Annotated in this window: 28 protein-coding genes; 25 read left to right on the forward strand and 3 right to left on the reverse strand. The window is 64.6% G+C overall.

Annotated features, from left to right (window positions below; genetic code table 11):
* Positions 1-87 precede the first annotated feature (87 nt).
* The 25 genes from YWC_RS0116905 (at position 88) to tatC (ending at position 19,193) form a co-directional block, all read left to right on the forward strand.
* Positions 88-1,551, forward strand: coding sequence for a glutamate synthase subunit beta (locus YWC_RS0116905; protein WP_027866440.1), 1,464 nt, complete (start codon positions 88-90; stop codon positions 1,549-1,551).
* A 451-nt stretch (positions 1,552-2,002) separates the two neighbouring features.
* Positions 2,003-2,809 carry an ABC transporter ATP-binding protein gene (locus YWC_RS0116910; RefSeq protein ID WP_027866441.1) on the forward strand — a complete coding sequence of 269 codons (807 nt, stop codon included), beginning with the start codon at positions 2,003-2,005 and terminating at the stop codon, positions 2,807-2,809.
* A complete protein-coding gene (gene mlaE, locus YWC_RS0116915) occupies positions 2,809-3,591 on the forward strand; it encodes a lipid asymmetry maintenance ABC transporter permease subunit MlaE (protein WP_027866442.1) in 783 nt (260 codons plus the stop codon). Before YWC_RS0116910 ends, mlaE begins: the two co-directional genes overlap by 1 nt.
* A 41-nt stretch (positions 3,592-3,632) precedes the next feature.
* On the forward strand, positions 3,633-4,106 hold the full coding sequence (mlaD, locus tag YWC_RS0116920) for an outer membrane lipid asymmetry maintenance protein MlaD (protein WP_027866443.1): 474 nt from the start codon (positions 3,633-3,635) through the stop codon (positions 4,104-4,106).
* On the forward strand, positions 4,103-4,894 hold the full coding sequence (locus YWC_RS29825; protein ID WP_051306524.1) for an MlaA family lipoprotein: 792 nt from the start codon (positions 4,103-4,105) through the stop codon (positions 4,892-4,894). Before mlaD ends, YWC_RS29825 begins: the two co-directional genes overlap by 4 nt.
* Before the next feature lie 106 nt (positions 4,895-5,000).
* Positions 5,001-5,633 (forward strand): MlaC/ttg2D family ABC transporter substrate-binding protein, encoded by a 633-nt coding sequence (locus YWC_RS0116930; protein WP_027866444.1) that lies wholly within the window; start codon positions 5,001-5,003, stop codon positions 5,631-5,633.
* Positions 5,633-5,908: an STAS domain-containing protein gene (locus YWC_RS0116935; RefSeq protein ID WP_027866445.1), complete on the forward strand. Its 276-nt coding sequence runs from the start codon at positions 5,633-5,635 to the stop codon at positions 5,906-5,908. The genes YWC_RS0116930 and YWC_RS0116935 overlap by 1 nt, the downstream gene beginning before the upstream one ends.
* A 230-nt stretch (positions 5,909-6,138) precedes the next feature.
* Positions 6,139-7,074 (forward strand): ABC transporter ATP-binding protein, encoded by a 936-nt coding sequence (locus tag YWC_RS0116940; protein WP_027866446.1) that lies wholly within the window; start codon positions 6,139-6,141, stop codon positions 7,072-7,074.
* Positions 7,071-7,838 (forward strand): ABC transporter permease, encoded by a 768-nt coding sequence (locus YWC_RS0116945; protein WP_027866447.1) that lies wholly within the window; start codon positions 7,071-7,073, stop codon positions 7,836-7,838. The genes YWC_RS0116940 and YWC_RS0116945 overlap by 4 nt, the downstream gene beginning before the upstream one ends.
* Positions 7,839-7,860: 22 nt before the next feature.
* Positions 7,861-8,097 (forward strand): BolA family protein, encoded by a 237-nt coding sequence (locus YWC_RS0116950; protein ID WP_027866448.1) that lies wholly within the window; start codon positions 7,861-7,863, stop codon positions 8,095-8,097.
* Positions 8,098-8,100: 3 nt separating this feature from the next.
* Positions 8,101-9,357 carry a UDP-N-acetylglucosamine 1-carboxyvinyltransferase gene (gene murA / locus YWC_RS0116955; RefSeq protein ID WP_027866449.1) on the forward strand — a complete coding sequence of 419 codons (1,257 nt, stop codon included), beginning with the start codon at positions 8,101-8,103 and terminating at the stop codon, positions 9,355-9,357.
* Positions 9,354-10,028, forward strand: a complete 675-nt coding sequence (hisG, locus tag YWC_RS0116960; protein ID WP_027866450.1) for an ATP phosphoribosyltransferase — start codon at positions 9,354-9,356, stop codon at positions 10,026-10,028. Before murA ends, hisG begins: the two co-directional genes overlap by 4 nt.
* Positions 10,029-10,034: 6 nt before the next feature.
* Complete coding sequence (hisD, locus tag YWC_RS0116965) at positions 10,035-11,354, forward strand: histidinol dehydrogenase (protein WP_027866451.1); 1,320 nt, start codon at positions 10,035-10,037, stop codon at positions 11,352-11,354.
* Positions 11,351-12,181, forward strand: a complete 831-nt coding sequence (locus YWC_RS0116970; protein WP_027866452.1) for a DNA-methyltransferase — start codon at positions 11,351-11,353, stop codon at positions 12,179-12,181. The genes hisD and YWC_RS0116970 overlap by 4 nt, the downstream gene beginning before the upstream one ends.
* Positions 12,178-13,266, forward strand: coding sequence for a histidinol-phosphate transaminase (hisC, locus tag YWC_RS0116975; protein WP_027866453.1), 1,089 nt, complete (start codon positions 12,178-12,180; stop codon positions 13,264-13,266). Before YWC_RS0116970 ends, hisC begins: the two co-directional genes overlap by 4 nt.
* A 54-nt stretch (positions 13,267-13,320) precedes the next feature.
* Positions 13,321-13,911: an imidazoleglycerol-phosphate dehydratase HisB gene (gene hisB / locus YWC_RS0116980; RefSeq protein ID WP_027866454.1), complete on the forward strand. Its 591-nt coding sequence runs from the start codon at positions 13,321-13,323 to the stop codon at positions 13,909-13,911.
* Positions 13,912-13,918: 7 nt separating this feature from the next.
* Positions 13,919-14,560, forward strand: coding sequence for an imidazole glycerol phosphate synthase subunit HisH (gene hisH, locus YWC_RS0116985; protein WP_027866455.1), 642 nt, complete (start codon positions 13,919-13,921; stop codon positions 14,558-14,560).
* A 40-nt stretch (positions 14,561-14,600) separates the two neighbouring features.
* Complete coding sequence (hisA, locus tag YWC_RS0116990) at positions 14,601-15,377, forward strand: 1-(5-phosphoribosyl)-5-[(5-phosphoribosylamino)methylideneamino]imidazole-4-carboxamide isomerase (protein WP_027866456.1); 777 nt, start codon at positions 14,601-14,603, stop codon at positions 15,375-15,377.
* 157 nt (positions 15,378-15,534) lie between these two features.
* Positions 15,535-16,296, forward strand: a complete 762-nt coding sequence (gene hisF, locus YWC_RS0116995) for an imidazole glycerol phosphate synthase subunit HisF (protein ID WP_027866457.1) — start codon at positions 15,535-15,537, stop codon at positions 16,294-16,296.
* 2 nt (positions 16,297-16,298) lie between these two features.
* Positions 16,299-16,706, forward strand: a complete 408-nt coding sequence (gene hisI, locus YWC_RS0117000; RefSeq protein ID WP_371846394.1) for a phosphoribosyl-AMP cyclohydrolase — start codon at positions 16,299-16,301, stop codon at positions 16,704-16,706.
* Positions 16,699-17,037: a phosphoribosyl-ATP diphosphatase gene (locus tag YWC_RS0117005; protein ID WP_027866459.1), complete on the forward strand. Its 339-nt coding sequence runs from the start codon at positions 16,699-16,701 to the stop codon at positions 17,035-17,037. Before hisI ends, YWC_RS0117005 begins: the two co-directional genes overlap by 8 nt.
* Positions 17,038-17,190: 153 nt before the next feature.
* Positions 17,191-17,565, forward strand: a complete 375-nt coding sequence (locus tag YWC_RS0117010; protein WP_027866460.1) for a histidine triad nucleotide-binding protein — start codon at positions 17,191-17,193, stop codon at positions 17,563-17,565.
* Positions 17,566-17,669: 104 nt separating this feature from the next.
* The gene (tatA, locus tag YWC_RS0117015) at positions 17,670-17,915 is read left to right on the forward strand and encodes a Sec-independent protein translocase subunit TatA (protein WP_027866461.1); all 246 of its coding nucleotides are present in this window, start codon (positions 17,670-17,672) and stop codon (positions 17,913-17,915) included.
* Between the two features lie 9 nt (positions 17,916-17,924).
* On the forward strand, positions 17,925-18,440 hold the full coding sequence (gene tatB / locus YWC_RS0117020; RefSeq protein ID WP_027866462.1) for a Sec-independent protein translocase protein TatB: 516 nt from the start codon (positions 17,925-17,927) through the stop codon (positions 18,438-18,440).
* Complete coding sequence (gene tatC / locus YWC_RS0117025) at positions 18,441-19,193, forward strand: twin-arginine translocase subunit TatC (protein WP_027866463.1); 753 nt, start codon at positions 18,441-18,443, stop codon at positions 19,191-19,193.
* A gap of 21 nt (positions 19,194-19,214) precedes the next feature.
* Here the strand turns inward: tatC and YWC_RS0117030 are convergent, their stop codons facing one another.
* From YWC_RS0117030 to YWC_RS0117040, 3 genes are all read right to left on the reverse strand, one after another.
* A complete protein-coding gene (locus tag YWC_RS0117030; RefSeq protein ID WP_027866464.1) occupies positions 19,215-20,012 on the reverse strand; it encodes a CsgG/HfaB family protein in 798 nt (265 codons plus the stop codon).
* Positions 20,013-20,144: 132 nt separating this feature from the next.
* Entirely contained in the window at positions 20,145-21,884 is a 1,740-nt protein-coding gene (locus YWC_RS0117035) for an extracellular catalytic domain type 1 short-chain-length polyhydroxyalkanoate depolymerase (RefSeq protein WP_036214799.1), read from the reverse strand.
* A gap of 297 nt (positions 21,885-22,181) precedes the next feature.
* Positions 22,182-24,083, reverse strand: coding sequence for a DUF885 domain-containing protein (locus tag YWC_RS0117040; RefSeq protein ID WP_027866466.1), 1,902 nt, complete (start codon positions 24,081-24,083; stop codon positions 22,182-22,184).
* Positions 24,084-24,167: the final 84 nt, after the last annotated feature.

A 24,167-nucleotide genomic window follows, 5' to 3' on the forward strand; every position in this document is an offset into this window, starting at 1 on the left:
GGATCCCGGCCTTCGCCGGGATGACGCGGTAGTGGCAGGAATGACGAAGGTGGCGGAGCTGCCACCCGACGACAAAAGGAAAACAACGTGGGTAAAATTACCGGCTTCATGGAATTCGAACGGCAGGAAGAGGGCCACCTCGAGCCGACCGATCGCGTCAAGAACTACAAGGAATTCGTGCTGACCCTGACCGATGGCCAGGCCAAGGTGCAGGGGGCACGCTGCATGGATTGCGGCATCCCCTTCTGCAACACGGGCTGCCCGGTCAACAACATGATCCCGGACTGGAACGACCTGGTCTACCACGGCAACTACCGTGCGGCCGTCGAGAACCTCCATTCGACCAACAACTTCCCCGAGTTCACCGGCCGCATCTGCCCGGCGCCCTGCGAGTCGGCCTGCACGCTCGGCATCAACGACGACCCGGTCGGCATCAAGTCGATCGAGCGCAAGATCGCCGACGCTGGCTGGGAGCACGGCTGGATCGTGCCGCAGCCTTCTGCCACCAGGACCGGCAAGAAGGTCGCCGTGGTCGGTTCCGGCCCCGCCGGCCTGGCCGCCGCCCAGCAGCTGGCGCGTGTCGGCCACGACGTGACCGTGTTCGAGAAGAGCGACCGCATCGGCGGCCTGCTGCGCTACGGCATTCCCGACTTCAAGATGGAGAAGGACCTGATCGACCGCCGCGTCGAGCAGATGAAGGCGGAAGGCGTGGTCTTCCGCACCAGCGTCCTGATCGGCAAGGACTTCCCTGCCACCGTCAGCAACATGGCGCGCGACACCATCTTCCCGGAAGACCTGGCGAAAGACTTCGACGCCGTGGTGCTGGCCGGCGGCGCCGAGCAGCCGCGCGACCTGCCGGTGCCGGGCCGCGAGCTCAAGGGCGTGCACTTCGCGATGGACTTCCTGCCGCAGCAGAACCGCGTGAATGCCGGCGACAAGCTGAAGGACCAGATCAAGGCCACCGGCAAGCATGTGGTCGTGATCGGTGGCGGCGACACCGGTTCCGACTGCGTCGGCACCTCGAACCGCCATGGCGCGGCGTCCGTCACCCAGTTCGAACTGATGCCGATGCCGCCGGAGCAGGAAAACAAGCCGCTGGTCTGGCCTTACTGGCCGACCCGCCTGCGCACCTCGTCCTCGCACGAGGAGGGTTGCCAGCGCGACTGGGCGGTGGCGACCAAGCGCCTGGAAGGCAAGGGCGGCAAGGTGGAAAAGCTGGTGGCCTGCCGCGTCGAGTGGAAAGACGGCAAGATGGTCGAGGTGCCGGATTCGGAATTCGAGATGAAGGCCGACCTGGTCTTCCTGGCGATGGGCTTCGTGTCGCCGGTGCAGAACGTGCTGGACGCCTTCGGCGTGCAGAAGGACGCGCGCGGCAATGCCCGCGCCACGGTCGAGGGCGAAAAGTCGTACCAGACCTCGCAGCCGAAGGTGTTCGCCGCCGGCGACATGCGCCGCGGCCAGTCGCTGGTCGTGTGGGCCATCCGCGAGGGCCGGCAGTGTGCCCGTGCCGTGGATGAATTCCTGATGGGAAGCTCGGTGCTGCCGCGCTAAGCGGTTTGCTATCGACACAAAGGCGGCCTCGGCCGCCTTTTTCTTTTGGTTTTTTTATCCTGGTGTGTACAGGTTCCAACAGCCGGGTGGTATTTACCGCTTACCGACACACTTATGTGCGTCTCCGCACGACGATCAAGCGCTCAATGTTCGTACGCTAAGCCTTATTGCAGTGCATCACATGACACAAAATGCGGGTGCAGACAAAAAGATACATCCGCAAATGTATGGTTCATTGCTCTGCAGTATTTATTGATATAATTCAATAACTGCCATATTAGTAGATATACATATCTCTTAAAAAACAATGCCTTACAAAACAAAATATCTGACCCATTGGTCAATATTGTTGTAAGAGCACGTCGCGAAAGCGGGCCAAAATGGGCCACCTCAAGCGGGGCTTAAGCTTTCTGCACTACAATAACGGATTACCCAAAATATCAAACACGTTGTGTCCAACCTAGTTGAAATCCGCGATCTGCACTTTGCGTACGGGGAGCGTTCCATCCTGTCGAACCTGCGCATGGACTTCCCGCGCGGTAAGCTCGTGGCCGTCATGGGCGGCTCGGGCTGTGGCAAGACCACGGTCCTGCGCCTGATCGGTGGCCAGATCCGTCCGCAGCGCGGTGAGGTGCGCGTGGGCGGCGAAGTCGTGCACCAGCTCAATACCGAGGGCCTGTACCGCCTGCGCCGCCGCATGGGCATGCTGTTCCAGTTCGGCGCGCTGTTCACCGACCTGTCGGTATTCGACAACGTCGCCTTCCCGCTGCGCGAGCACACCGACCTGCCGGAAGAAGTGATCCGCGACCTGGTGCTCATGAAGCTCAATGCCGTGGGCCTGCGCAACGCGCACCGCCTGAAGCCGGCCGAGATTTCCGGCGGCATGGCGCGCCGCGTCGCCGTCGCCCGCGCCGTCGCGCTCGACCCCGAACTGATCATGTACGACGAGCCCTTCGCCGGCCTCGACCCGATCTCGATGGGCGTTACCGCCAACCTGATCCGCAACCTGAACGATGCCCTCGGCTCGACCTCGATCCTGGTGTCGCACGACGTGCACGAATGCTTTGCGATCGCCGACTACGTGTACTTCATGTCGGCAGGCAAGATCGTGGCCGAAGGCACGCCGGACGATCTGCGCGTCTCGGAAGACCCGTATGTGAAGCAGTTCGTGAATGCCGCGCCCGATGGCCCGGTGCCCTTCCACTATCCGGGCAAGTCGCTGGCCGACGACCTCGGCCTGGGAGGCGTGCGCAAATGATGATCACGCGCTTTTTCGAAACCATCGGCCGCCACGTGCGCGAAGCCATCGCCAGCGTCGGCTTCGCCACGCGCGCCTTCTTCAACCTGCTCGGCGTCTCGCCCGGCGCCTTCCGGCGCCCGGCCCTGATCTCGGAGCAGATCCACTTCATCGGCAACTATTCGCTGGTGATCATCATCGTGTCCGGCCTGTTCGTCGGCATGGTGCTCGGCCTGCAGGGCTATTACACGCTGAACCAGTACGGCGCCGAGCAGGCGCTGGGACAGGTGGTGGCGCTGGCCCTGGTGCGCGAGCTCGGCCCGGTCGTGACCGCGCTGCTGTTCGCCGGCCGCGCCGGCACCTCGCTCACCGCCCAGATCGGCCTCATGAAAGCCGGCGAGCAGCTGTCCGCCATGGAAATGATGGCGATTAACCCGGTCCAGCGCGTGCTGGCGCCGCGTTTCTGGGGCGGCGTGATCGCCATGCCGATCCTGGCGGCCATCTTCTCGGCGGTCGGCGTGTTCGGCGGCTACCTGGTCGGCGTGCAGCTGATCGGCGTGGACGAGGGCGCGTTCTGGTCGCAGATGCAGGCTGGAGTGGATGTGCGCGCTGACGTACTGAATGGTGTTCTCAAAAGCTTTATCTTTGGTATCGCGGTCACGTTCACGGCGCTGTTCCAGGGTTACCAGACCAAGCCGACCCCGGAAGACGTGTCGCGCGCGACCACGCGTACCGTCGTCATCGCGTCGCTGATGGTCTGGGGCCTGGACTTCATCATGACCGCGCTGATGTTCAACAAGTAAGCACAAGCAAGTAACTAAACAAGATTTACTAGGGTATTCGTATGCACCGCAAAACTATCGACGTCTGGGTTGGCCTGTTTGTCCTGCTGGGCGCGGCCTCGCTGCTGTTCCTGGCCCTGCAGGCCGGCAATATGAGCTCGCTCTCGTTCAGCAAGACCTATGCCGTGACCGCAAAATTCGACAATATCGGCGGCCTCAAGCCGCAGGCGCCGGTCAAGAGCGCCGGTGTGGTGGTCGGCCGCGTGGGTGAAATCACCTTCGACGACAAGACCTACCAGGCGCTCGTGCGCCTCGATATGGAGCCAGGATATAAATTCCCGAAAGACAGTTCGCTGAAGATCCTGACTGCTGGCCTGCTGGGCGAGCAGTACATCGGCATCGAACCGGGTGGCGACACCCAGAACCTGGCCGAGGGCGACCGCATCAACCGTACCCAGTCGGCGACGGTGCTCGAAGACCTGATCAACCAATTTATCTATAGCAAGGCCGCTGAAGGAAAGGAAGGTAGTGAATGAAACACGCACCACACCGTACCACCGGCCGTATCCATGGGCTTGCGGCAATCGCCGCAGCCCTGCTGCTGACCGGCTGCGCCACGACGCAGAATCCGCAGGACCCGCTCGAAGGCTATAACCGTACCGTGTTCCGCTTCAACGACGCGGTTGACCGCACCGTCCTGAAGCCGACCGCCACCGCCTACAAGAACGTGACACCGAGCTTTGTGCAAACGGGCGTCGGCAACTTCTTCGGCAACCTGTCCGACGCCTGGAGCGCGGTGAACAACCTGCTGCAGGGCAAGGTGGAGAACGGCATGGGCGACGTCACCCGTGTCGCCGTCAACTCGACCTTCGGCATCTTTGGCCTGCTCGACATCGCCTCGGAAGCCGGCATCCAGAAGCACAACGAGGATTTCGGCCAGACCCTGGGCGTCTGGGGCGTTCCAAGCGGCCCCTTCTTGATGTTGCCGATTCTGGGCCCATCTACGGTGCGTGACACCGCTGCGCTGCCGGCCGATATCGGCGCCGACATCTGGAAGTACAAGCGCCCGGATAACTGGCGCAACATCGGCTCGGCGATCCGCGTGGTCGACAAGCGCGCCAGCCTGCTCGACGCCGGCAACCTGCTGGAAGAGGCCGCCCTGGACCGCTACGAGTTCATCCGCGACGGCTACATGCAGCGCCGCCAGAGCCAGGTCTATGACGGCAACGTGCCGCGCCAGCCGAACGAAGGGGACGAAGCGACCAGCAACGCCGAGCCGGCCGCCGACCCGGCAGGCAAAGCGGCGGCGGAGCCGACCAAGTAACAAGTCCTTACACACCGGTGTCATCCGTAGGACAGCAAGAAGAGTTAACCGGGGACATGCCGCGCCGCTTGAAGCCGGCGCCGTGCCCCAACGACAAGGAAACCACATGAAGCCCATCATCCAACTGATCGCAGCAGCAAGCGCCACCGTCGCCTTCGCCACCTCGGCCATCGCCGCCGAAGCCCCGGATGCCCTGGTCAAGCGCATCAGCGCCGACGTCATCGAGACCGTCAAGTCGGACAAGGACATCCAGGCCGGCAACCGCAACAAGATCATGGACCTGGTCAATTCCAAGATCCTGCCGCACGTCGACGCCCAGAAAATGACCCAGCAGGCGGCCGGCCGCTTCTGGCGCCAGGCCACCCCGGCGCAGCAGCAGCAACTGACCAAGGAATTCACCAACCTGCTGGTCTACACTTACTCGGGTGCGCTGTCGCAGATCAAGAACGAGACCGTCGAATTCCAGCCGATGCGTGCCGAAGCGGGCGCCAACGACGTGGAAGTGCGTTCGCAGGTGAAGGTCGCCCGCGGCGAGCCGATCACCCTGAACTACCGCCTGGCCAATGGTCCGCAGGGCTGGAAGATCTACGACATCAACGTGTTGGGCGCCTGGCTGGTTCAGACCTACACCAGCACCTTCGCCAGCGAGATCAACAAGGGCGGCATCGATGGTCTGATCAAGAAGCTGGCCGAGCGTAACCAGCAGCTGGCCTCCAAGCCGCTGAAGGCGCCGAAGTAATGGCCGAAGCCAATCCGATGCTCTCGCTCGATGCCCTGACCTTCCAGAGCGCCAGAAGCGCCCTGGAGCAGGGCTGCGCGGCGATCGCCGCGGGCGAGACCGTGTTCGACCTGGCCGGCGTCGGCGCCGCCGATTCGTCCGGCGTGGCCCTGCTGCTGGCCTGGCAGCGCCGTGCCCAGAAGGCCGGCCAGCGCCTCACTTTCATCAACGTTCCCCAGAACGTGCAGAAGCTGGCTGCGCTGTATGGCGTGGACCAGCTGGTTTCGCAGTCGTAATCTCGTTTTGCGTAGGGGTGATCTGGTCCAGTGGACCAGATCACGCTTCGCCGTCCGCGCGTTCAACTCTCCTATGCACTGCCACTGCGCGTCGTCTGGCTGGACGCGCGGTCGGCATAGCCGACCACCCTACGCCGAATTACCCCGCCGGCCTCTTGTATTTGCGATTTCCCCTATAATGGGTCGTTTCCCCGCACGGCCTGGCGCGCTCGCGCCGCCTCCCAACAAGAATGACAGCGATCCAGATTAACAGCGTCGAGAAGAGCTACAAGGGCTTCAAGGCCCTCAAGGGCGTCTCGATGAACATCGAGGAAGGCGAGTTCTTCGGCCTCCTCGGCCCCAACGGCGCCGGCAAGACCACCCTGATCTCCACCGTGGCCGGCCTGATCCGCCCGGACGTGGGCAGCGTCAAGATCCATGGCCACGATGTCGTGAGCGACTTCCGCGAAGCGCGCAAGCGCCTGGGCGTGGTGCCGCAGGAACTGGTGTTCGATCCCTTCTTCACCGTGCGCGAAACGCTGCGCCTGCAGTCGGGTTATTTCGGCATCAAGAACAATGACGCCTGGATCGACGAGGTGATGCACAACCTCGACCTCACCAACAAGGCCGACGTCAACATGCGCGCCCTGTCGGGCGGCATGAAGCGCCGCGTGCTGGTGGCCCAGGCGCTGGTGCACAAGCCGCCCGTCATCGTGCTGGACGAACCGACCGCCGGCGTCGACGTCGAGCTGCGCCAGACCCTGTGGAAGTTCATCGCGCGCCTGAACCGCGAGGGCCATACCGTGGTCCTGACTACCCACTACCTGGAAGAAGCGCAGGCCATGTGCCAGCGCGTGGCGATGCTGAAACTGGGCGAAGTGGTGGCGCTGGACACCATGTCGGCGCTGCTGCGCCGCGTGTCCGGCTCGCAGCTGGTGGTGCATTTGAAGAGCGGCGAGCTGCCGGATGGCCTGCGCCACCTGGTCTCGCACGACGAGCACGACCAGAACAACGGCAGCGGCAACCGCTACACCCTGCGCGTCAACCACGTCAACGAAGTCGAGCCGATCCTGGCAGCCCTGCGCACCAACGGCGCCGTGATCGACGAGATGCAGCTCGAGCAGGCCGACCTGGAAGACATCTTCCTGCAGGTGGTCGGCGACAAACAGCCGGGAGGTCCGCAATGAGCCTGTTCTCCGTGGGTTTCCGCACCCTGTTCTACAAGGAGTCGCTGCGCTTCTGGAAAGTCGCGACCCAGACCATCGCCGCGCCGGTCGTCACGGCCATGCTCTACCTGCTGATCTTCGGCCACGTGCTGGACGGCCGCGTCGAGATGCTGGACGGCGTCAGCTACACCGCCTTCCTGATCCCGGGCCTGGTGATGATGAGCGTGCTGCAGAACGCCTTCGCCAACTCGTCTTCGTCCCTGATCCAGTCCAAGATCACCGGCAACCTGGTGTTCATCCTGCTGCCGCCGCTGTCGCATGCCGAAATCCTGTCGGCGTATGTGGCGGCGGCCGTGCTGCGCGGCGTCGTGGTCGGCTTCGGCGTGTTCGTGATCACCGCCTGGTTCGCCCACCTGAGTTTCGTGGCGCCGCTGTGGATCCTGGTGTTCGCCTTCCTGGGCGCGGCCATCCTCGGCACCATGGGCGTGATCGCCGGCATCTGGGCCGAGAAGTTCGACCAGCTGGCCGCTTTCCAGAACTTCCTGATCATGCCGGCCACCTTCCTGGCCGGGGTGTTCTATTCCATCCAAAAACTGCCGCCGTTCTGGCTCGCAGTCTCGCATTTCAACCCGTTCTTTTATATGATTGACGGGTTCCGCTATGGATTCTTCGGCAAGTCCGACGTCTCGCCCTGGACCAGCCTGGCCATCGTGTCGGTGTTCTTCGTGGTGCTGGCGGCCATTGCGGTCAACCTTCTCAAGCGCGGCTACAGGCTGCGCCACTAAAAGAATTCACTTGGAGTTATCCGTGGCGACCACACCCGAACTGATCCACAGCTACATCAGCGCCGGCCTCGAATGCACCCATTTGCACGTCGAAGGCGACGGCCAGCACTTCACGGCGGTCATCGTGTCGTCGGCCTTTGCCGGCAAGCGCCCGATCCAGCGCCACCAGCTGGTGTACGCCGCGCTCGGCGACCGCATGCGCGAAGAGATCCACGCGCTGTCGATGAAGACCCTCACCCCTGAAGAGTACCAAGGCTAAAACATGGACAAGCTCCAGATCGTTGGCGGCAAGCGCCTGAATGGCGACATTTCCGTTTCGGGCGCCAAGAACGCCGCGCTGCCCATCCTGTGCGCCGGCCTGCTGACGGGCGGCGACCTCGAACTGTCGAACGTGCCGCGCCTGCACGACGTGCGCACCATCCTCAAGCTGCTCGCCCAGACCGGCCTGAAGGTGACCCAGGACGACGAACGCGTCACCCTGAATGGTTCGAACATCACTTCGCTGGAAGCGCCGTACGAGCTGGTGAAGACCATGCGCGCCTCGATCCTGGTGCTGGGGCCCCTGCTGGCGCGCTTCGGCGAAGCCAAGGTCTCGCTGCCGGGCGGCTGCGCGATCGGTTCGCGTCCGGTCGACCAGCACATCAAGGGCCTGCGCCAGATGGGCGCCGAGATCACCATCGAAGGCGGCTACATCCACGCCCGGACCAACGGCAAGCTCAAGGGCGCGCGCATCCACACCGACATGATCACGGTGACCGGTACCGAGAACCTCCTGATGGCCGCCACCCTGGCCGAGGGCGAGACCGTGCTGGAGAACGCGGCGCGCGAGCCGGAAGTGACCGACCTGGCCAACCTCCTGGTGGCCATGGGCGCGAAGATCGAAGGCATCGGCACCGACCGCCTGGTGATCCAGGGCGTCGAAGCGCTGCATGGCGCGCAGCACGCCGTGATCTCGGACCGCATCGAAGCGGCGACCTTCCTGTGCGCGGTGGCGGCCACCGGCGGCGACATCATGCTGCGCAATACCCGCACCGACATCTTCGACGTGGCGCTCGACAAGCTGCGCGAGATCGGCCTGCAGCTCGACGTCGGCGCGGACACCATCCGCGCACGCATGGACAAGCGCCCGCACCCGGTCTCGTTCCGCACCACCGAATACCCGGGCTTCCCGACCGACATGCAGGCCCAGTTCATGGCCGTGAACATCCTGGCCGACGGCCCGAGCCGCGTCACCGAAACCATTTTCGAAAACCGCTTCATGCACGTGCAGGAGATGAACCGCCTGGGCGCCCAGATCTCCACCGAGGGCAATACCGCCTTCATCAAGGGCGTGGACCGCCTGGTCGGCGCGCCGGTGATGGCGACCGACCTGCGTGCCTCGGCCTCGCTGGTGATCGCCGGCATGGCGGCGCAGGGCACCACCCTGGTCGACCGCATCTACCACCTCGACCGTGGCTACGACCGCATGGAAGTCAAGCTCTCGGCCGTCGGCGCCGACATCGTACGCATCAAAGAATGACTATCACCACCAACACCGGAGAGCCGGGACTGATCCTGGCCCTCTCCAAGGGCCGCATTTTCGAGGACACCCTGCCGCTGCTGGAAAGCGCCGGCATCACCGTCCTCGAGAATCCGGAATCCTCGCGCAAGCTGATCCTGCCGACCAACGACCCGGGCGTGCGCGTGCTGATCGTGCGCGCCAGCGACGTGCCGACCTATGTCCAGCATGGCGCCGCCGACTTCGGCGTGGCCGGCAAGGACGTGCTGCTCGAGCATGGCGGCGAAGGCCTGTACCAGCCGATCGACCTGCACATCGCCAGCTGCCGCATGTCGGTGGCGGTGAACGCCGGCTTCGACTACGAGAACGCGGTGCGCCAGGGCGCGCGCCTGCGCGTGGCGACCAAGTTCGTCAACACCGCGCGCGAGCACTTCGCCCGCAAGGGCGTGCACGTCGACCTCATCAAGCTGTACGGTTCGATGGAACTGGCGCCGCTGGTCGGCCTGTCCGACGCCATCGTCGACGTCGTCTCCACCGGCGGCACCCTGCGCGCCAACAACCTGGTCGAAGTCGAAAAGATCATGGACATCTCGTCGCGCCTGGTGGTCAACCAGGCCGCGCTCAAGCTCAAGCGCGAGCGCCTGCAACCCATCCTCGATGCCTTCCAGCGGGCATCCTCACAACAAGGCTAAAGCATCATGGCAGTACAGATCCGCAAGCTCGACTCCACCGCCCCCGACTTCAAGCAGCTGCTTTCCGCCCTGCTGGCCTTCGAGGCCGAAACCGACGACGCCATCGAGTCCAGCGTCGCGAAGATCCTGGCGGACGTGAAGCATCGCGGTGACGCTGCCGTGCTGGAGTACACCAACAAGTTCGACCGCATCCCGAACGGTGGCGCCACTTCCATGGCCGCCTTCGACGTCAAGCAGGACGAACTGGATGCGGCCCTGGCCTCGCTGCCGGAAGCGCAACGCGCGGCATTGCGTACCGCGGCGCAGCGCATTCGCGTGTTCCACGAGCGCCAGAAGCAGGAACTGAACGGTTTTACCTTCACCGAGCCTGACGGCACCGTTCTGGGCCAGCGCGTGACCCCGCTGGACCGCGTCGGCATCTACGTCCCGGGTGGCAAGGCCGCCTATCCGTCCTCGGTCCTGATGAACGCGATCCCGGCCCAGGTGGCGGGCGTGCAGGAAATCGTGATGGTGGTGCCGACCCCGGATGGCGTGAAGAACCAGATGGTGCTGGCTGCCGCGGCGATCGCCGGCGTAACCCGCGTGATCACCATCGGCGGCGCCCAGGCGGTCGGCGCGCTGGCCTATGGCACCGAGACCATTCCGGCGGTGGACAAGATCGTCGGCCCGGGCAACGCCTATGTGGCGGCCGCCAAGCGCCGCGTGTTCGGCGTGGTGGGCATCGACATGATCGCGGGCCCGTCGGAAATCCTGGTGCTGTGCGACGGCACCACCGACCCGGACTGGGTGGCGATGGACCTGTTCTCGCAGGCCGAGCACGACGAGCTGGCCCAGGCCATCCTGCTGTGCCCGGACGCGGACTACATCGCGCGCGTGGAAGCGAGCATCCACAAGCTGCTGCCCACCATGCCGCGCGCCACGACCATCACGACGTCGCTGAGCGACCGCGGCGCGCTGGTGAAGGTGCGCGACATGGAGGAGGCGTGCGAGATCGCCAACGCCATCGCCGCCGAGCACCTCGAGATCTCGGCGGAAGAGCCGTTGCAGTGGGCCGACCGGATCCGCCATGCAGGCGCCATGTTCCTCGGCCGCTTCTCGTCCGAGTCGCTGGGCGACTACTGCTGCGGCCCGAACCACGTGCTGCCGACCTCGCGCACCGCGCGCTTCTCGTCGCCGCTGGGCGTGTACGACTTCCAGAAGCGCTCGTCCGTGATCCAGGTGAGCGAGCAGGGCGCCCAGACGCTGGGCAAGGTGGCGGCCGAGCTGGCCTATGGCGAAGGCCTGCAGGCGCACGCCCGCAGCGCAGAACTCCGCCTGAAATCATGAGCACCTGGGTCGACCAGGTCTTCTGCGAGGATGCGCTCGCCGGCATGGCACGCATCCCGGATGCGTCCATCGACCTGATCCTGACCGACCCGCCCTACAATCTCGGCAAGGACTACGGCAACGCCTCGGACCAGCAGAGCGTCGAGGATTACCTGGCCTGGACCGAGCAATGGATCGATGCCGCGCTGCCCAAGCTCAAGCCCAACGGCAGCCTGTACATTTTTCTCACCTGGCGCTTCGCGCCCGAGATCTTCGTCATGCTCAAGAAGCGCATGACGATGATGAACGAGATCATCTGGGACCGCCGCGTGCCCTCGATGGGCGGCAGCGTGCGCAGCTTCTCCTCGGTGCACGACACCATCGGCTTCTTCGTCAACCGCAAGGACTATTACTTCGACCTGGATGCCGTGCGCATCCCCTATGACGCCGAGACCAAGAAGGCGCGCTCGCGCTCGATCTTCATCGGCGCCAAGTGGCTGGAAGTCGGCTACAACCCGAAGGACGTGTGGAGCGTGTCGCGCCTGCACCGCGAGCACCCCGAGCGCGCCGACCACCCGACCCAGAAGCCGCTCGAGATCATCGAGCGCATGGTGAAAGCTTCCTGCCCGCCGGGCGGCGTGGTGCTCGACCCCTTCATGGGCAGCGGCACCACGGCCATCGCCGCGCGCCAGACCGGGCGCCATTTCGCCGGCTTCGAACTGAACCCCGCCTACTGCGACATCATCCGCGCGCGCCTGGCCGCGCCCGAGGTGCCGGTCGCAGGCAAGGTAAGCAAAAAACGCAAGGCCGCCGCGAAGAGCGCGCCCCTGAACGAGGAAACCGCATGAGCGCCATCGACAAGCTGATCGAAAACACCATCCGCCAAGACGTCCGCGACACCGCCACCTACTTCGTGCCGGATGCGAGCGGCTACATCAAGCTCGACGCGATGGAAAACCCCTATGTACTGCCGGACGCGCTGCGCGCCGAGCTGGGCCAGCGCCTGGCCGACGCCGCGCTGAACCGCTATCCACCGCCTTCCTACACCACGCTCAAGCAGAAGATCTGCGCCGGCCTGGGCGTGCCAGACGGCTACGACGTCCTGCTCGGCAATGGCTCGGACGAGCTGATCTCGATCATGGCCACCGCCGTGGCGCGCCAGGACAAGAGGGCAGTCGTCATGGCGCCGACCCCGGCCTTCGTGATGTTCGCGCGTTCGGCCGGGTTCGCGGGCGCGGATTTCGTCGGCGTGCCGGTAAAGGCCGACTTCTCGCTCGACCTGCCGGCCATGCTGGCCGCCATCGAGCAGCACACGCCGTCGCTGGTATTCCTGGCTTACCCGAACAACCCGACCGGCAACCTGTTCGATGCCGGCGACATGGAAGCCATCATCCGCGCGCTGGGCGAGACCGGCATCGCGGTGGTGGACGAGGCCTACCAGCCCTTCGCGAAGAAGAGCTTCATGGGCCGCCTGCCGGAGTTCCCGAACCTGGTCGTGATGCGCACCCTGTCCAAGCTGGGCCTGGCCGGCATCCGCCTCGGCTACCTGTCGGGCGATCCAAAACTGCTGGAGCAGTTCGAGAAGGTGCGCCCGCCCTACAACGTCAACGTGCTGACCCAGGTCGCGGCCGAGTTCGCGCTCGACCACCTCGACGTGCTCGACCAGCAGGCCGAGATGCTGAACGCCGAGCGCGCGCGCCTGGCCGCCGAACTGGCGGCCCTGCCGGGAGTCGAAGTGTTTCCATCGGCGGCGAATTTCATCTCGCTGCGGGTGCCCGACGCAGACCGTGCATGTTCAAAACTGCGCGACGAAAAGGTGCTGATTAAAAATTTGAGTAAAATGGACAAGGTATTGGCCAATTGCATTCGCGTCACGGTCAGTACCCCCGAAGAAAACACCGCATTCCTGAATGCCCTGAAAGCGTCCCTATAAAGTGTTATCCGCGGCAGCCCCTTCCGGGCAGGCCGCACTGACGAGCCCCCAGCAATGAACCGCACCGCCGACATCACGCGCAACACCAACGAGACGCAGATCCGCGTCGCGATCAACCTCGACGGCACCGGCCGCCAGAATCTCAATACCGGCGTCCCCTTCCTCGACCACATGCTCGACCAGATCGCGCGCCACGGCATGATCGACCTCGAAGTCGAAGCCGTCGGCGACCTGCACATCGACGCGCACCATACCGTCGAGGACACCGGCATCACCCTGGGCATGGCGGTGGCCAAGGCCGTGGGCGACAAGAAGGGCATGGTGCGCTATGGCCACTCCTACGTGCCGCTGGACGAAGCGCTGTCGCGCGTGGTGATCGACTTCTCGGGCCGTCCGGGCCTGGAAATGCACATCCCCTGGACGCGCGCCATGATCGGCACCTATGACGTCGACCTGACCGGCGAATTCTTCCGTGGTTTCGTGAACCACGCCGGCGTGACCCTGCACATCGACAACCTGCGCGGCGTGAACGCGCACCACCAGTGCGAGACCGTGTTCAAGGCCTTCGGCCGCGCGCTGCGCATGGCCACCGCGCTGGACGAACGCGCCGCCGGCATCATCCCTTCGACCAAAGGCACTCTGTAAAACCATCATGACGAACAAGATTGTGGTGGTCGACGGCCTGGGTAACCTGCGCTCGGTGGCGCAGGCGCTGCGCGCCGCGGCGCCCGAAGCCGACATCCTGGTGTCCAACAACGCGGCCGATATCGATGCTGCCGACCGCATCGTCCTGCCGGGCCAGGGCGCGATGCGTGACTGCATGCGCAGCCTGCGCGAATCCGGCGCCGAGGAAGCCCTGCTGCGCGCCGTGAAGACGCGCCCGGTGATGGGCGTATGCGTCGGCGAGCAGATGCTGTTCGACGAGAGCGAAGAGAACGAAGGCACGCCGGGCCTGGGCCTGTTGCCGGGCCGGGTCGTGCGCTTCCAGCTGGATGGAAAACTGCAGGCCGACGGCTCGCGCTTCAAGGTGCCGCAGATGGGCTGGAACCGCGTGCGCCAGACCCGCGCCCACCCGCTGTGGGAAGGCGTCGAGGACGGCAGTTATTTCTATTTCGTGCACAGCTATTATGCTGCGCCCGACGAGCCTGCCGACACGATCGGCGAGGCCGACTATGGCGGCATGTATACCTGTGCCGTCGCGCGCGACAACCTGGTCGCCACCCAGTTCCACCCTGAAAAGAGCGCAGCCGCCGGCTTGCGCCTGTACCGCAATTTCATCCATTGGAAACCGTGAGTTTCAACTTTAATCCGCTGCCAACCAACCGACAACGACCATGCTGCTGATCCCTGCCATCGACCTGAAAGACGGTCACTGCGTTCGCCTGAAACAGGGCGACATGGACCTCGCCACCGTGTTTTCCGAAGACCCCGCTGACATGGCGCTGCACTGGCTGAAGAAGGGCGCACGCCGGCTGCACCTGGTCGACCTGAACGGCGCGTTCGCAGGCAAGCCGAAGAACGAGGAAGCGATCAAGTCGATCCTGAAAACCGTGCAGGACTACGCCGAAGAGATGGGCATCGAGGAGATCCCGGTCCAGCTGGGCGGCGGCATCCGCGACCTCGACACCATCGAGCGCTACCTGGACGACGGCATCACCTACATCATCGTCGGCACCGCCGCGGTGAAGAACCCGGGCTTCCTGCACGACGCCTGCGGCGCCTTCCCGGGCTCGATCATCGTCGGCCTTGACGCCAAGGACGGCAAGGTCGCCACCGACGGCTGGAGCAAGATGTCGGGCCACGAAGTCATCGACCTGGCCAAGAAGTTCGAAGGCTACGGCGTCGAGTCGATCGTCTACACCGACATCGGCCGCGACGGCATGATGGGCGGCGTGAACATCGAAGCGACCGTCAAGCTGGCCCAGGCCGTCAAGATCCCGATCATCGCCTCGGGCGGCGTGCACAACCTGGCTGACGTCGAAGCGCTGTGCGCGGTGCAGGACGAAGGCATCGAAGGCGTCATCTGCGGCCGTTCGATCTACGAAGGCACGCTGGACCTGAGCTCGGCGCAGGAACGGGCCGATGAACTGACTGAAGGGGCGCAGGCGTAAAGCTATTTGTACCACTAGCCGTAACACCGTCGTTCCCGCGCAGGCGGGAACCCAATTTCTGCGTGCGTTTCGACTGCTCGTACAAAATTGGATCCCCGCCTGCGCGGGGATGACGTGCTTGAGCTAACGGTGTAATCAGGCCCACGCTGGAATTTCTATGCTCGCAAAACGCATCATCCCCTGCCTCGACGTCACCGGCGGCCGTGTGGTCAAGGGCGTCAACTTCACCGAGCTGCGCGACGCCGGCGACCCGGTCGAGATTGCACGTCGCTATGACGGACAGGGCGCCGACGAAATCACCTTCCTCGACATCACCGCCTCGAGCGACGGCCGCGACCTGATCCTGCCGATCATCGAAGCTGTGGCCTCGACCGTGTTCATCCCGCTCACCGTCGGTGGCGGCGTGCGCAAGGTCGAGGACGTGCGGCGCCTGCTCAATGCCGGCGCCGACAAGGTGTCGATGAACACCTCGGCCGTCACCAATCCGCAACTGGTGTTCGACGCCTCGCAGAAGCACGGTTCGCAGTGCATCGTGGTGGCGATCGACGCCAAGCAGGTCGCGCCCGGCAAGTGGGAAGTCTTCACCCACGGCGGCCGCAACGCGACCGGCCTCGACGCCGTCGAGTGGGCACGCAAGATGGAATCGCTCGGCGCCGGCGAGCTGCTGCTCACTTCGATGGACCGCGACGGCACCAAGTCCGGCTTCGACCTGGGCCTGACCCGCGCCGTGTCCGACGCGGTCGGCATTTCCGTGATCGCCTCGGGCGGCGTAGGCGGCCTGCAGGACCTGGCCGACGGCATCCTGGAAGGCCATGCCGACGCGGTGCTGGCCGCCAGCATCTTCCACTACGGGCAGCACACGGTCGGCGAAGCCAAGCGCTTCATGCACGAGCGCGGCATCCCGATGCGCCTGGAGTGAACATGCCGAACAAGTGGCTGAATAAAATCCGCTGGGACGAGAACGGGCTGGTGCCGGTGATCGCCCAGGAAGCCGCCACCGGCGACATCCTGATGTTCGCCTGGATGAACCGCGACGCGCTCGCGAAGACGGCGGAGCTGGGCGAAGCCGTCTACTGGAGCCGCTCGCGCAAGAAGCTGTGGCACAAGGGCGAAGAGTCCGGCCATACCCAGAAAGTGCTGGAAATGCGCCTCGACTGCGACGAGGACGTCGTGCTGCTCAAGATCGAGCAGAAGGGCGGCATTGCCTGCCACACCGGGCGCCATTCCTGCTTCTTCCAGCGCTTCGACGGCGAAGACTGGCAGGCGGTCGATCCCGTGCTGCAGGACCCCGACACCATTTATTCTTCGAACAAGAAATCCCATGAGTGACATCCTGGCCCGCGTCGCGGCCACCATCGAGTCGCGCAAGCCGGCAGCCGGCGGCGACCCTGCGACTTCCTACGTCGCCAAGCTGTTCAGCAAGGGCGACGACGCCATCCTGAAGAAGATCGGCGAAGAAGCCACCGAAACCGTGATGGCCGCCAAGGACGCACGCGTCTCGGGCGACGCCTCCAAAGTGCTGTACGAGACCGCCGACCTGTGGTTCCACTCGATGGTCCTGCTGGCGCAATTCGGCCTGAGCCCGCAGCAGGTGATCGACGAACTGGCGCGCCGCGAAGGCGTGTCGGGCATCGAAGAAAAAGCCGCGCGCAAAGAATAAACAGACAATAAGCAAACAGTAAGTACCTACTCACGCTTGCCATGCCTGCAAGCGATGTCATAATCAGGCCTCCGCCGTCACATCGATGTCATGCGATGCCGGTAGGATGCACGGGTTCCTGACAGGGGACGCTGTAACAAGATCGGAGACAAGATGGATAACTGCATTTTTTGCAAGATCGTCGCCAAGCAGATTCCGGCCAGCGTCGTCTATGAAGACGACGACGTGCTGGCCTTCAAGGACATCAACCCGGCTGCCCCGGTACACCTCCTGGTGATCCCGAAGCAGCACGTCGACAGCCTGTCCGACTGCGGCATGGATCACGCGGCCGTGCTGGGCAAGATGCTGGCGCTGGCGCCGAAGCTTGCAGAAGAGCATGGTATTGCCGTCAAATCCGACGGCAACGGCGGACGCAGCGGCGGCTACAAGACCCTGATCAACAGCGGACCGGACGGTGGGCAGGAGGTCTACCACCTGCACCTGCACGTGTATGGCGGCAAGCGCCCGTGGCGCGGTTTAGGTACCTGAGCCCGAACTAAGATTTTAGTGGGGGCAAGACGCCCCGTATGGCGTATACTGAAACGTACGCTTTCCCGAATTACAGGCGCGATGCGCCTTGCTAGGAGATAAACATGGGTTCGATGAGTATTTGGCACTGGGTGATCGTCCTGGTAGTCGTGATGCTGATTTTCGGCACCAAGAAAATCAGCAACATTGGTGGCGACCTCGGCAAGGCCGTGAAAGGCTTCAAGGATGGCGTGAAGGGCGAGGAAGACAAGGCCAATCCGAATGCTGCTTCGACCAGCTCCCAGCCGCCGCAGCAGGTAGCCGACAAGTCCACCATCGACGTGGAAGCCCGCGACAAGTCCCGTCACTGATCCACGGGCATGATCGATCTCGGACTGTCGAAGCTGGCGATCATCGGCGTTGTCGCGCTGATCGTGATCGGCCCTGAAAAGCTGCCGAAGGTGGCGCGCATGGCGGGCACCCTGTACGGGCGCGCCCAGCGCTACCTGCACGACGTCAAGTCCGAGGTCAGCCGCGAGATCGAACTCGACGAGCTGCGCAACCTGCACAAGGAAGTGCACGAGAGCGCGGCTTCGTTCAAGGACGAGGTGGAGCAGTCCATGTCCAGCCACGTCGACGAGGTCGAGGCGCTGTGGGACGGCAGGGAGCATGTTTCTTCCTCGTCCACGTCCTCGACCGGCACGTATCCCTTCGTCAGCACGGGCGACATCGAGCGCAAGGCGCGCGACTTCCGGCGCAAGAAGCTGGTGCGCACCTCGGCCGTGCCGGCCTGGTACAAGCACCGCAACGGCGGCAAGACCCATGTGCTCTCCGGCGCCGCGCGCGTGCGCAAGTTCCGGCCGGGTTCAAGCAAATCCAAGACTTCCTTTTTCTAGATGACCGAAGAAGCCGCAGGCGAAACCTTCATTTCCCACCTCGTCGAACTGCGTGACCGCCTGGTCAAGGCGTCGATCGGGATCGCCATCGCCTGCGCGGCCCTGTTCATCTGGCCGGGACCCTCGCAGGTCTACGACCTGCTGGCCGCGCCCATGATCGCTTCGCTGCCGCCCGGGGCCAAGATGATCGCAACCGGCGTCGTCTCGCCCTTCCTGGTGCCGATGAAGGTCACGCTGCTGCTGGCCTTCATCCTGTCGCTGCCCTGGGTGTTCTACCAGTTGTGGGCCTTCGTCGCCCCCGGCCTGTATGCGCACGAGAAACGCCTGGTGCTGCCGCTGGTGATCTCGTCTTCGCTGCTGTTCATCGGCGGCGTGGCCTTCTGCTACTTCTTCGTGTTCGGGCGCGTGTTCCACTTCATCGGCGAGTTCGCGCCGACGTCCATCGCGGTGACGCCCGACATCGAGAACTATCTCGACTTCGTCATGTCGATGTGCCTGGCCTTCGGCGCCACCTTCGAGGTGCCGGTGGTGGTCGTCATCCTGGTGCGCATGGGGATCGTCAGCATCGAGAAACTGCGCGAGATCCGTTCCTACGTGATCGTCGGCGCCTTCGTCATCGCCGCCATCGTCACGCCGCCGGACGTGGTCAGCCAGCTGGCACTGGCCATCCCGATGTGCCTGCTCTACGAGCTGGGCCTGATCGTGGCGCCGATGTTCTCGCGTATGACGCGTGCTCCCGAAGAGCACGCGTAAGGGATCGCAGCCGGCCGCTGCCTAGTTCGACCGCAGCACCCCGCCATTGCCCAGTCCGCCCTGCACCGACTGGGCCTTGTAGCTGCGCACCGCTTTCACCATCTGGTTGTACGAATCCATGAAGGACGCCGCCAGCACCTTGCCCTGTGGCGAATTGCTGAAGCCGTGCGCGCCCGCCAATCCGCCCCTGAAGAAGCCGGCCAGCATGCCGAAGTCGCAGTTCTGCGCGCTGCCCTCGGCTGCAGCCAGCTGCACGCCGGAGCGGTTATCGGTCAGCAGCAGCATGGTCGAGGCCTCGTTCGACTTCATCGAGCCGCCGACCAGCGAGGCCACGACCCCGATCCTGCCGCCGACCAGGCCGCCCAGGCCGCCGGTGCCCTTCTGGCTGAAGGTGATCGAGGGCGTCATGGTGTAGTCGGCGGCCGCCATCATGCCCTTGCCGAAGTTGCTGGTCTTGCGCAGTTCGCCGGACTCCATCAGGGCGCGCTCGCCCTGCATGCTGCGCAAGGCCTGGCCGCGCTCGACGATGACGAAGCAGTTCGACTGCTGGATGATCATGCGCAGCAGCGGCACCGTGCTCTGCATCCGGTATTCGGTGGTGAACTGGTTCAGCCAGGGCTGGTTCGCTTCCTCGACGATGGCCAGCGTGCCGAGGCTCTTGTCGCAGCGCTCGAGCCGCTCGTTGGCGCCGACCGCATTGCTGCCGCCGGCCGCGCCGATGGCCACGGTCTTGGCGCCGGATGAGCCGATGCTGGGCGAGGTGGCGCAGCCGGCGACGGACAGGGAAGCGAGGACCAGCAGGGGCAGGGTTGATTTCATTCAGGCATCCTTATCGTGAAAACGGAGACACCCAATGCTACGAAGCGCCGCCCGGTGTGGCTTATCCCCCATCAAGCGAGCTGTTGAGTAAGGACGAACAAGGCCGGAGTAATGCTCCGGCCTTGCCCAGGTTTACGGACAGTTGCCGATGACGTAGTAGCCGGCCGCGGTCTGCGCCAGCGTCGTCGTGTAGAAGGTATTGTTCAAGCCCATGTTCTGGTTCGAGCCGTTAGCCAGCGCATAGCCGCCGCTCGCATGGGCCCGTCCCGCCGTCACGTGCGCATAGTTGCTGGCCGTCGTCGTGCTGCACACGAAGCCCGAGGTGGTGGTCGAGCCCGTCAGGCTGGCCGACTTCGCACTCTCGACGCCGCCATTGCCGGTGCTCGATACCTGGTAGGTGTAGCTGGTGGCCGCGGCCAGGCCGGTGTCAAGATAGCCGGTGCCGGCAAGCGGCGTGCCATTGACCTTGCTGCCGTTGCGATAGAGGTTGTAGCCGGTAGCCCCGTTCGCGGCGTTCCAGCTGAGCGCGATGCTGTTCGCCGTGCGGGCGCCAAGCGCCAGGCCGGCGGGCGGCTGCAGGGCCGGCGCCGCGCCGACCAGGAATTGCGGGATGCTGCAGGCGCTCGAGCTCAGCCCGGTCGTGTTGTTGGTGGCGGTGACCGTGCCCGAATAATAGCCGTCGGCGCGCGCCGCATAGGCCTTGCTGAAGCCGGCGCCGCTGCCGGCCGCGCTGTCGTCGACCGGGGTCGGGCCGTTCAGCACCACGCGGTAGCTGCCGATGCTGCCGGCCGGATCGGTGGCGGCGCCGTTCACGGTGACGGTCGAACCCGACACGCTGGCGCTGCATGAGCTCATGCTGGGCGCTGCCGCGCGTGCGACCCGCAGGTTGTTCCTGAACCAGAAATCCATCACGAAGGCCGGGTAGTTGACCTTGGTCGCATCGACGTAGTTGCTGTTCTGCCCACCGGTCCCGGCCGGCCAGGCATGGCCCATGCCGGTGACCACGATCTCCGACGTGCGCAGCTTGCCGTTGCTGTCCGTGTAGGGCACGTTGCTGCCGCCCGTCGGCACCGTGACTGCCGCCCCTTTCGTGTAGCTGCCGCCGTAGACCTGGCGCATGGCCGCCGCGTTGAGCGGCCCGTAGGCCTGGGCCACGGTGTAGTCGTTGGTGCCCCAGACAACGCCGGCGACCTGGGTGGCAAAATGGCCGGCATTGCTGCCGGCCCAGGAGCTGCAGCTGCTGGCCACGGTGCTCGAGGTGGTGCCGGAAGGGACCATGGAGATCTGCGAGGTCGACACGGTCGGCGCCGGTCCGGCATTGATGCCGATGCCGGCGAAGATGTCAGGCGCCACGCAGCCCATCACCATGGTCTTGGCGCCGCCCGAGGACAGGCCGGTGACGTAGATCTGTTTCGGGTCGATCGCATACTGCGGGTTGCTCACGAAACGGTTGATCAGGTCGAGCAGCACCGCGTTGTGGCCATAGCTGCGGCTGCGGTTGGTGGCGGCCCAGTCCCAGCAGTGGGCGCCGTACAGGTTGCCGGTGGCGTTCGGTGCGAGGATCACGGCGCCGTACTGGTCGGCCGCCGCCTTCCAGTTGTAGCCGGCGTCGCTGCTGCCGGCGATGACGTCGTTGGCCGCGGTCTGAGCGCAGCCGTGCAGCACCAGCACCAGTGCGCGCTTGTTGTCGAGTAGCGGCGCCGTCGCGGGCCAGTAGTAGTAGCCGGTGAGGGCGCCGCCGTTGACCGTGTCGGTGGCCCAGGTCTGGTTCGCGCTCCAGGTGCCGGGTCCGGCCTGGAGTTGGGCGGACGCGGGGCTGGCAAGGGCCAGGCAGGCGGCGGCGAACGCGGCCCGTGTGAACATGCATGCCATTGAAGTCTCCGTTCTGTTCGTTTGTCTGCACTACGGAAGCGCTTGCGGATGGACGTGACGAAGCCACGCCGGGTTCCGCATGCGGAGTCGGTGAAACGGGTGAAACGAGAGGAAAGACGGGCGGGCGCGTCGCTAGGACGACGGTGCGGGGAGGGAAGTCATCGAAGGTCTCCGGCTTATGGGTATGGGTGCTGCATACCCATTCTAGCCTTGGAGATATTGCGCACAAGCGAGCGCGCGAGCACGCCGCTTGTGCGCTTTTGCACAGGTGCTTTCCTGTGCAACATCAAAGTGTTGCTACTGCATCAGTTCCGAAATCATCTTGACGGGCGCATTGCCATAGCTGAGGAACTGGTCATGGAATTCCTTCAGGTTGAAGCGCTCGCCCAGCTGCTGCTTGCGGCGTTCGCGCAGCGCCATGATCTGCTCGTAGCCGCTGTAGTAGCTGGTCAGCTGCACCGAGGTGAGCGTCACGCGGCGCCATTTTTCATCGGCTTCCTGGCGGGTCTGGAAGGCCTGGCGCACCAGCAGGTCGATCGCTTCCGGCTGCTGCATGCCGAGCACGTGGACGCTGTAGTCGAGGATGGTGTTGGTGACGCTGCGCAGGTTCCACTTCGAGTACATCAGCCACATCTCGGGCGCGTTGTCGCCGTAGCCGTTCTCCAGCATCATGCGCTCGCCGTAGACAGCCCAGCCCTCGACCATCGCGCCGTTCCCGAACAGCGACTTCACCAGGGACGGCGAACGGTTCGCATACACCAGCTGGGCGTAGTGGCCCGGGATCGCCTCGTGGATGTTCAGGATCTGCAGGATCCACTCGTTGTACTCGCGCAGGCTGCTCTCGGCCTGTTCCGGGCTCAAGCCGTCGAGCGGCGTGACGTTGTAATAGGTCTTGTCCTTCGGACGATACGGGCCCGGCGCGTCGATGCTGGCGCCGGCCACGCCGCGCTGGTACATCGGGGTCTCGCGCACCTCCAGCGGCTTGTCGGCGTCCAGGGTGAGCAGGTTCTTTTCGGTGACGAACTTGTGCAGGGCCGGGATCTGGCGGCGGATCTCGGCCAGGAAGTTCTCGCGCGAGACGTGGCGCTCGGAGAGCTTGTTGATCATCATGCCGATCTTCTGGAAGCGCTCGCGCGGCTTGGCCACGCCGGCCATGTAGCGCGGCCACAGTTCGTCCGAGATCGTATCCATGCGGGCGAGCAGCTCCTCGCGCGTGGCCAGGGCCTTGCGGAAGGTCTGTTCGGCAGTGCTGGACGACTGGATCTCGAGCGCGAACTTCTGCTCGTACAGCGCCTTGCCGGCGCGGAAGGGGCGCGGCTTGGCTGCGTTCTTGTCGAGTGCATCGAGGAAGTCGACATAGGCCAGCACCGCGGTGCCGGCGTTGGCGATGCGCTGCGCGAAGATCGCCTTTTCCTGCGTGGTCAGGATCGATTCCTGCGCCGCCTTGCCCAGGTCGGCCAGCACCGCGATGGTGCCCGGCGCCTGCGCGATGGCGAGCTGGGTGTGCTCGCGCGTCGGGTTGGCGATCGAGGCTTGCGCCGCCGCATAGAAGGCCGGCACGTTGGCCAGGCGCTTGAGGATGGTGCGCAGGCGCTGCGGCTTGGCGGCGTATTCGGTATTCAGGATCAGGTCGAGCGGCTGGGCGACGTTGTACAGCGCCGGGTTCCACTCGTATTCGCGCCAGGTGCTCAGGTTCCAGCGGTCCTTTTCCAGTTTGTTCACCAGGAGGGCCAGGTCGGTGCGCTGGCGGTCCGACAGCTGGCGGGTATCGAGCTTGCCGAACTTGTCCAGCCATTCGTTGGCGAAGGCCAGCTTTTTCGCGCGGGTGGCGGCATCGGGAATGGTGAGGTTGGCGGCCTGGTCGAACTTGCCGACGTAGATGCCGCCTTCCGGATCGACGCGCCACAGGGCGGTCAGGTACTGCATGCTCATCGAGTCGAAGCGGCGGTCGAGGCGCTTCTCGCTGGCGCTGGCGCTCGGGCTTGCTGCGACGGCGGTAGCGGCAGTCGCTGCGGCAGCGGTGGCAACGGCCGCTTTCTTGCTACCCTTCTTGACTGGCGCTTTCGTTTTATTCGTTTTCGCCTTGACCACTTTCGTGGCCTTGGCCTTGCCCTTGGCGGGCTTGGTGGGCTTGGCGCTGGCCGGCGCCAGCGCGAAACTCGCCAGCAGGACTGCCAGCGCGATCTTCGTTTTCATCATCCTGTTCGAACCCTGTCGATTAAAAGGTCGGCTTCCCCCGCGCGGCAAGCGCAAGGCGGAGCCCGGAAGAGTAGCACCATTCAG

The organism is Massilia alkalitolerans DSM 17462, from assembly GCF_000427785.1.
Taxonomy (GTDB): Bacteria; Pseudomonadota; Gammaproteobacteria; order Burkholderiales; family Burkholderiaceae_D; genus Telluria; species Telluria alkalitolerans.